8 protein-coding genes and 1 pseudogene are annotated in these 6,956 nt (G+C 69.6%); 5 read left to right on the top strand and 4 right to left on the bottom strand.

The genetic code is table 11. The features are described from left to right. Positions 1-787 precede the first annotated feature (787 nt). Positions 788-1,276: a DUF1579 family protein gene (locus AB0J46_RS51815; RefSeq protein ID WP_364344896.1), complete on the bottom strand. Its 489-nt coding sequence runs from the start codon at positions 1,274-1,276 to the stop codon at positions 788-790. Positions 1,277-1,363: 87 nt separating this feature from the next. On the opposite strand from AB0J46_RS51815, the gene AB0J46_RS51810 reads away from it, so the two are divergent. Together AB0J46_RS51810 and AB0J46_RS51805 are read left to right on the top strand one after the other, a co-directional pair. Beyond that, positions 1,364-1,702, top strand: a complete 339-nt coding sequence (locus tag AB0J46_RS51810) for a metalloregulator ArsR/SmtB family transcription factor (protein ID WP_364344893.1) — start codon at positions 1,364-1,366, stop codon at positions 1,700-1,702. After that, positions 1,699-2,124, top strand: coding sequence for an SRPBCC family protein (locus tag AB0J46_RS51805; protein WP_364344890.1), 426 nt, complete (start codon positions 1,699-1,701; stop codon positions 2,122-2,124). Before AB0J46_RS51810 ends, AB0J46_RS51805 begins: the two co-directional genes overlap by 4 nt. A gap of 269 nt (positions 2,125-2,393) precedes the next feature. Here the strand turns inward: AB0J46_RS51805 and AB0J46_RS51800 are convergent, their stop codons facing one another. Further along, positions 2,394-2,555 (bottom strand): hypothetical protein, encoded by a 162-nt coding sequence (locus tag AB0J46_RS51800; RefSeq protein WP_364344887.1) that lies wholly within the window; start codon positions 2,553-2,555, stop codon positions 2,394-2,396. A gap of 171 nt (positions 2,556-2,726) precedes the next feature. Here AB0J46_RS51800 and AB0J46_RS51795 point away from each other — a divergent pair, with 171 nt between their 5' ends. Continuing rightward, positions 2,727-3,044, top strand: coding sequence for a hypothetical protein (locus tag AB0J46_RS51795; RefSeq protein ID WP_364344884.1), 318 nt, complete (start codon positions 2,727-2,729; stop codon positions 3,042-3,044). 221 nt (positions 3,045-3,265) lie between these two features. On the opposite strand, the gene AB0J46_RS51790 is transcribed toward AB0J46_RS51795, so the two are convergent. After that, positions 3,266-4,627 (bottom strand): cytochrome P450, encoded by a 1,362-nt coding sequence (locus AB0J46_RS51790; RefSeq protein ID WP_364344881.1) that lies wholly within the window; start codon positions 4,625-4,627, stop codon positions 3,266-3,268. Positions 4,628-5,047: 420 nt separating this feature from the next. On the opposite strand from AB0J46_RS51790, the gene AB0J46_RS51785 reads away from it, so the two are divergent. Continuing rightward, positions 5,048-5,740: a hypothetical protein gene (locus AB0J46_RS51785; protein WP_364344878.1), complete on the top strand. Its 693-nt coding sequence runs from the start codon at positions 5,048-5,050 to the stop codon at positions 5,738-5,740. A gap of 46 nt (positions 5,741-5,786) precedes the next feature. Beyond that, positions 5,787-6,509: a DUF4184 family protein gene (locus AB0J46_RS51780; RefSeq protein ID WP_364344875.1), complete on the top strand. Its 723-nt coding sequence runs from the start codon at positions 5,787-5,789 to the stop codon at positions 6,507-6,509. A 232-nt stretch (positions 6,510-6,741) separates the two neighbouring features. Here the strand turns inward: AB0J46_RS51780 and AB0J46_RS51775 are convergent. Continuing rightward, positions 6,742-6,956: pseudogene (locus tag AB0J46_RS51775) on the bottom strand (hypothetical protein); the annotation flags it as partial.

The following is a 6,956-nucleotide window of genomic DNA, read 5'->3' as shown; positions in this document are numbered from 1 at the left end:
AATCCCCGGGCGTTCGTCTGGACCAAGACCGCTGAGGAGATCTTCGAGACCATCGCCGCATATCTCAATCGAATTAACGACTCAGAACACTAGCCGCTGTCACCCTCGCGCTCACGGCAGGCTGTGGAGCAGCCACCACCGCTACCGCGCCATCCGACGCAGCTACGCCGACGCCTACCAGCACGCCCACGCGCACAGTGACCCCTGCCACCTTGGCGAGCACCACAGCGACCCCTAAGTCCATCCCGTCGCCGAAGGCGAAGACGCCACGCGTGGTCGCACGCACGCACGCACGCTCCACGCCCCATCGCTAAGAAGACCCACAAGGCGGCCCAGCCGTCCATCAGGGGCGGCGTCCACCCCGGGACGTTCTGCGCCCCCGGCGGGGCGCTCGGCCGGACGAACGCGGGCACCTTGATGAGGTGCAGTTCGAAGGGCGGTGACCAGGCGCGCTGGAGGCGCGCGTAGCGATCAGAGGACCACGAAGAAGCCGCCCGCCGCCCCCTCAGATGGGAGATGAGGCGCCGCCGGTCGTGCGGGCGGAGCTTCGCGATCACGTACGCGCGCTCCAGAGGCGGGAGCGCTGCCGCGGCCGCCGCCTGGCGACCGGTCGCGCGCCGCCCGCGGGTGACCTTGGCCAGGACCCTTGGGTGAGGCCGCTCGGCGCTGGTGCGAGTGTGGCGACCTTGTCGCGCAGGCGCCGCGGGGCTACCCGCTCAACCGGTCCGCAACCCCGCCAGGAACGGCGAGGCGAGCTCGACGGTGAGGCTTCTGATCTGCGAGGGATTCAGCGCCGAGGGATGGCGCTGGGGCTGGGAGCCCTCGTGAAGCTCATGTCCATCCAGTGCCGCCAGTTCGAGCCGTTGTCAGTGCGCTCCCATTCGGCCGTCATGGAGTCGCCGTCTTCGGCGATCACCAGCGTCGCCCGCTCCGTCTCGCCGGCGAACGTCCAGACACCCTCGTCGTTGACGCTTGCCCGCATGGTGACGAAGTTGCCGTGATTGTCGAAGGAGCGCATGGGGTAGGTCCGGCTCGCTGGATCGTAGGGCCCGATCATCTCGATGACCTCGACGTGCTCCTCATTCATGCGCACGTCCACACGGTGAATGAGGAAGTGCTCGCCCGCCAGCCACTCGTAGGTGTCCGACCCGGCGATGCGGATCGCCGGGTCGATCGCGGTGGCCGCTATACGCCCCTGCGAACGCCAATGGCCAACCAGCGCATTCAGGCGCTGGTTCTCCGATCGCGGAGCACGGGTGTTGTCGTCTCCTGACATGGTGAATCCTCGTCATCGATAGAGTGTAAGATGTTGCTTAAACACTTACATGCTGTCCCGGCAGTGCGCAAACGAAGGCGGTGGCCCATGGACGACGCGCTTCGCGCTGTGGCGGACCCGACCCGCCGCGCCATCCTCGTCCTGGTGCGGGATCGCGAGGTATCGGCAGGCGAGATCGCCGAGCGCTTTCCCGAAATCAGTCGCCCCGCGGTATCCCAGCATCTGCGAACGCTGACAGCAGCCCGCCTCGTCGACGTCCGCCGCGCAGGCAATCGCCGCTTCTATCGGCTACGTCCGGAGGGGCTGGCCGAGGCGGTGACGTTCCTGGAGACCATGTGGTCCACCTCGCTCAGCCGCCTCCAGCACGAAGCCGAGAAAGAAGAACGCGCACACACTGGTGCCCAGGACGTGAAGGGATCGTTGTGAGCAGGACGATTGAGCAGACATTGCACATCCGTGCGCGTCCCGAGACGGTCTGGCGGTTCTTCACCGACCCGGCACGCCTGGCGCGATGGTGGGGAACGGCCGAGCTGGACGCCCGCCCCGGCGGCACCCTGCAGGTTGCGATGCACGAGGGCCCACGCCCGGTGATGCGCGGACGGTTCGTGGAGCTCGTGCCGTATGAACGTCTCGTCTTCACCTTCGGCTGGGAGGCCACACCAGGAGCGCCCGACATGGCACCAGAGGCATCCCGGGTCGAAGTCGCCCTGACCCCGGACGGTGATGGCACCGAGCTCACCCTGCGCCACAGTGGTCTGCCGGCCGTACTCGAAGAGGAGACCAGCGACGGCTGGGCGCACCTGCTCCATCGTCTGGGCGAAACGGCAGAACGCCAGGAACTCCGCTGAACCTGGTCGAACATGCGTACGTCGCACCCCTGCTGCCGCCTCACGCACCCTGGCCGCTGTCAAAGCCACATCACCGCCACCGGCCTACCGTCATGGGGCTGTGCACACTCGCCTCCGCAGCGGGAGGTGTGCGCCGACAACACTCACACAGCGTCACGAGAGCCATGCCCCAGCTCCACGGGCATGGCTCTCTTTTTCACTAACACTCCAAGGCCGTTGATCAGCAAGTGGCTCTCAAACCGACCGACACATGGCTCTCGGGTCCACCTTCATAGCCACTTGGCGAAGCGGGCCGTGGTGGGGGAATAGCGCCGGAAGTCGTAGGCCACCACGGCCGCCGAACCGCCCAGGTCGAGCAGCGTACGGGCCCGCGCGCACGCCGAGTCGGGCACCCGGTGCGCCCCCGGACGCAGCCCGGCGAGCCGCCTCACGCGTCTCGTCCACCAGCAGCAGCGTGATCGTGGGGATACGGTCCTCGACCCGGTCCACCTCGCCTGGCCGCCGCGCAGGGCGAGGCCGCCACCGCCGCCCGGCTGCAGGAGCGCGCCGAGGACGAGCTGCGCCAGGCCCGCGCCGACCGTGACCTCCAGCGCGAGCGCGCCGTGACCGCCGAGCAGCAGGCCCGCGCCGCCCAGGCTGAACGCGACGCCGAGCAGGTGCGGGAGCTACGTGAGCGGCTGGCCGCCGCCCAGACCGCCGCCGGGCTGGTGCTGCCCGACCTGGCCGACCTCAGCGGCGACCTCGGCATAGGTGTCCGCGGCGTGAGGCTGCCCGGGACCGACATCGTCGTCGCACGGCAGCCGGACGGCACCGTGGTGCTGCACCACGAAGACCAGCAGATCCGGCTGGGCGACGGCGGGCATGCCGCCGCGCACGGCCGCGCCCTGGCCGCCGGTCTGCTCGCCGTCTCCGCGCGCTAGGCACACGCATCTGAAAGCACCGCTGGTGTGCCGCGCGTGCGGTCTCCTCTGAGCGCTCACCGTCCTCCGCTTCCGGGACGGTCGTCCCGGACTGGGGCGGTCAGTGAGGGCGTGCTCCACCGATCGGTTGATCGGCTCCACCATCTGAACGGTCACTCGAATCCGTCGCCTGCTCGGAGGATCGGGCGATCCACGCGGGGCGCCTTCGTTCTGTCCCCGGGTCAGTGCGGGCTCCGGTCGGCCAGCCGCAAGGTGAGGCCATGTGGTTCCAGGTGCATCCGCGGCCTCGGGCGTACGGGGGCGGGGCAGGGCTGCAGGCGCCAGGATCGAGTGATGTGGGCCAGGGACAACGTCAGGTCCATGAAGGCCAGTTCGTAGCCGATGCACTTGGATTCCCCCGCGCCGAAGGGCAGCCAGCCCTTGGTCCGGTGCGGGTCGCGTCCGTCCCATCTGTGCGGGTCGAAATTGTCCGGGGACGGGAACAGGTCGGGCCGGTGATGCAGCACGTACGGGCTCAGCAGCACCTGCGCGCCGGCCGGGATGCGGCAGGAGCCGATGGCGGTGTCGGCGACGGCCACCCGCGTGAAGATCCAACTGGCGACTCGCCTTCGCAGGACCTCGGCGACGACGCCTCGGGTGAGGGGAAGCTGATCCATCACCTCGGCGGCTGATCGCCCCTGGTCGAGCAGGGTGATGGCGTGCGCCTCGCCGGCCACTTCGGCGTCCAGGGCGGGGTCCTGGGAGAGTTGGTGCAGGGCCCACGCCTGGCTGAGGGCTGTTGTGGTGATGCCGCCGAGAAGTACGGTCATGGCCGTGTCACGTACTTCCTGGTCGCTGAGCCGGTCGTCCTCCGGGTGGGTGGTGAACATGGACATCAGGTCGCCGTGGTCGATGCCGTCGCGGCGGTAGGCGATGATCTCCTCTTGGAGGAAGCGCAGCAGCCGTGCTTCGCTCTTGCGGTAGCGGCGGTTCCGAGCCGTGGGCAGGCGGTTCAGGCCGGGGGCGATCATCCGCAGGATGGTCTGGTGATCGATGAAGTCGGTGACGGCCTGCCGCAGTCCGGCGATCTCGGGGCCGAATTCGCGGCGGCGGAACATGGTCGCCAGGGTGGTACGGGTGGCCAGCGACCGCAGCTGGGGCAGCACGTCCAGGGTCTGTCCGGGGCGCCAGATGGAGGTGAAGGCGTCGAGCTGGGCTTGGATGGTACGGGCGTAGCCGGTCATCCGGCTGGTGGCGAAGGCGGGCTGGGCCAGGCGGCGCAGTCGTTTGTGCTGGGCCAGGGGGCAGGTGGCCATGCCGTCGCCGATGATGGAGCGCATGTTCTCGTAGAAGGTGCCGCCCTTGTCGAAGGCGTGGTCGGGGTTCCTGAGCACGTGCTGGGCGGCCTCGGGCGAGCACACCACGTACGTCGGTGTCCGGCCGAACCGCAGCTCCACCACGTCGCCGAGGTGGGGCAGTGCCGCCAGCAGCCCCAGCGGGTCGGCGAGCAGGGCTTTCATGTGTCCGACCAGTGGCCGGCCGCCCGGTGCCCGGGGTGGCGTGTCGAGGTGTTCCGGCAGTTTCTTGCCCTCGGCGAGTGTCATGGGTGCCCCATCCATTGCCCGGTTCGCGGCCTACGGGTACGCCCGCCGTTCGAGCGCCGGCGAGCGGGGGTTTCTTATGGCACGAGTACGAACGCGACGCGGTCCGCCGGGTCCGGCAGAGCCTGACGGCTGCCGCTGGCGGTGGCGTTGCTACCGAGAAGGCATGCTTTGGGGCGCATCACCACTCCTTGAGATCTAACTGCCACCCAAAGTAACGGCACGGGACTGAACGGGGAAGTGCCACCCGTACGGCGGCCTGATGGCGCAGTGGTCACGTTCCCGTATCCCCGTTGTCGGTGAGCACTCGTCGGACGGTGATGCCGCAGCTGGTGAAGTAAGGGTGGCGCAGGGGGCCGCCGCCGCGCGGGAGCGGACCAATGATCATCAAGGCGCTTGACCAGGTCTTGGAGATCACGGGGGTTGGGGCTGGTCGAGCTCGGCGCCGAGGCGCTGGTGCCGTCGCGGCGGATGGGCGAGCTGGCCAAGTACGGGATGAGCGCGGACGCCTCGGTGATCCGCCGGCATCCGGACGGCCGCAGGTCGGCGACCGCTGCCGGCCACGGTCCGGCATCTGGGGCCAAGTCGGTCGACGACACCCTTGAGCTGCTGGATCTGTGGATGGCCACCGAGCTGGTGAACAAGGCGCAGACGGCCTCGGACAAGGAGAAGGTCCGCAAGCATCCCAAGCTCACCAAGGCCTCCGCCCGCCTGGCGGTCGCGGTGGAAGCGCTGTTCTCGTCCAACGGTTGGGGCGGCCCGGACGAACAGGTGCGGGTGTTGGAGGTGTGGGAGGCGATCGAGACGGTCGTCTCCCGGGCGGAACTGCGCGCCGCGCTGGTCCTGGTGAACGAGAACGTGCCGCCGGCGGACGCGGTCGACCCCGACGACTGGCGGTCGGAGCTGCTCGGCCGGTACAGCGGGATTGGGGAACCCAAGAAGAGAAGAACGGCAGTTATCGCCGAGAATGATCTTGTGTGCGGTGACGGGTTCGCGCCGGTGTGTGATGGTGCGGGTGCTGTTCGGGGTTGGGGCCCGCTACGAGGACGTCGGTGCCTCGGCTGGGTCCTCCTCCGCCGCGAGCGCGTGGTGCGCCGGAGCCCAGCTACGGGCTGACCTGGGCCCCACAACCAAGTTGATGCGGCCGGTAGTGTGCCGTTCTGTGCCGTTTACCCTGATTCATCCCGTTGTCGCAGTGCCGTTGCGCCGCATTCTGCCGCCGGTGGCGCTGGCCGCCGGGGCGATGGCCCCTGACCTCCCCTACTTCGTCCCCTACGGGATCATCGATGTGATCCCTCCCGGGCCCTGGTGGCCGCTGCTGGATGCCGGATACACCCACAGGCTGCAGGCGGGCGCGCTGGCCGCCGATGTGGTGTTGGCGCTGGCGCTGGCGGGAGTGATCATGGTGTGTGCCGCCCCGGCCCGCGCTCTGCTGCCTCCGATGCTGGCCCGGCGGGTGGGGCGTCGCGGCCGGGCGCGGGCAGCACGCTGGGCGTGGTGGCCGGTGGCCGCCGCCGTCGGGGTCGCCACCCACCTGGTGTGGGATCGCCTGGTGGATGAGTGGCTGGCGGTCGCCGGGGACCCGATGCTGTTGGAGGACGAGGGGGTGTCTCTGGTGGGTTCGCTGATCACGCTTGCGGCGCTGGGCTGGGCCTGCTGGTGGCTGTGGCGCAGGCCGCTGAGCGAGCCGGTACCCCAGCCGGGCCTAGGAGTGCGGTTGGGGTTGCTGGCGGCGATGGGGCTGCTGGCGGCCGGGCTGGTCGCGACGCTGGGCTCTTGGCTGGTGCTGCGGTCGCTGGTGACGCTGACGATCGACGCGGTCGTGCTGGTACTGCTGGCCTACGCCGCCTTCCGTCGCCTGGCCCCGTCTCGGGCGGCAAGCTGACCCGTCGGGCCCCTATCCCTGGTTGATCTGCGCCCACTTCCATTCGACGGCCCCGGCGCAGAAGGTGCCGTACAGGTGGCGGGCCGCGGTCAGAGCTGCTCGGCCGGTACAGCGGGATTGGGGAACCCGAGAAGGGAAGACCAGCGGTTATCGCCGAGAATGATCTTGTGCGCGCGGTGACGGGCTCGCGTCGGTGCGTGATGGTGCGGGTGTTGTTCGGGGTGGGGGCCCGCTACGAGGACGTCGGTGCCTCGGCTGGGTCCTCCTCCGCCGCGAGCGCGCGGTAGAGGGTGGACCGGCCGATCTTCAGGTACCGGGCGATCGCGGTGACCGACCGGGCCGCCTTGGCGACCACGACGGGGAAGTGGCCGGCCCCGTCCGGCGACACCTCGGCGTAGGCGGAGACCAGTGGCGGCGGAGGCGGCGCGTCGGTGCTCGGCCGCAGGA

Source organism: Nonomuraea sp. NPDC049758 (assembly GCF_040674635.1).
Classification (GTDB): Bacteria; Actinomycetota; Actinomycetes; order Streptosporangiales; family Streptosporangiaceae; genus Nonomuraea.
Note: the sequence above shows the minus strand (reverse complement) of the source record. Positions and strands in the feature narration are given on the sequence as shown.

Excerpts from the sequence above, each read along its gene's own strand:
- AB0J46_RS51790 (WP_364344881.1), bottom strand. The coding sequence starts at position 4,627 with ATGACACTCGCCGAGGGCAAGAAACTGCCGGAACACCTCGACACGCCA.
- AB0J46_RS51815 (WP_364344896.1), bottom strand. The coding sequence starts at position 1,276 with ATGTCAGGAGACGACAACACCCGTGCTCCGCGATCGGAGAACCAGCGC.
- AB0J46_RS51810 (WP_364344893.1), top strand. The coding sequence starts at position 1,364 with ATGGACGACGCGCTTCGCGCTGTGGCGGACCCGACCCGCCGCGCCATC.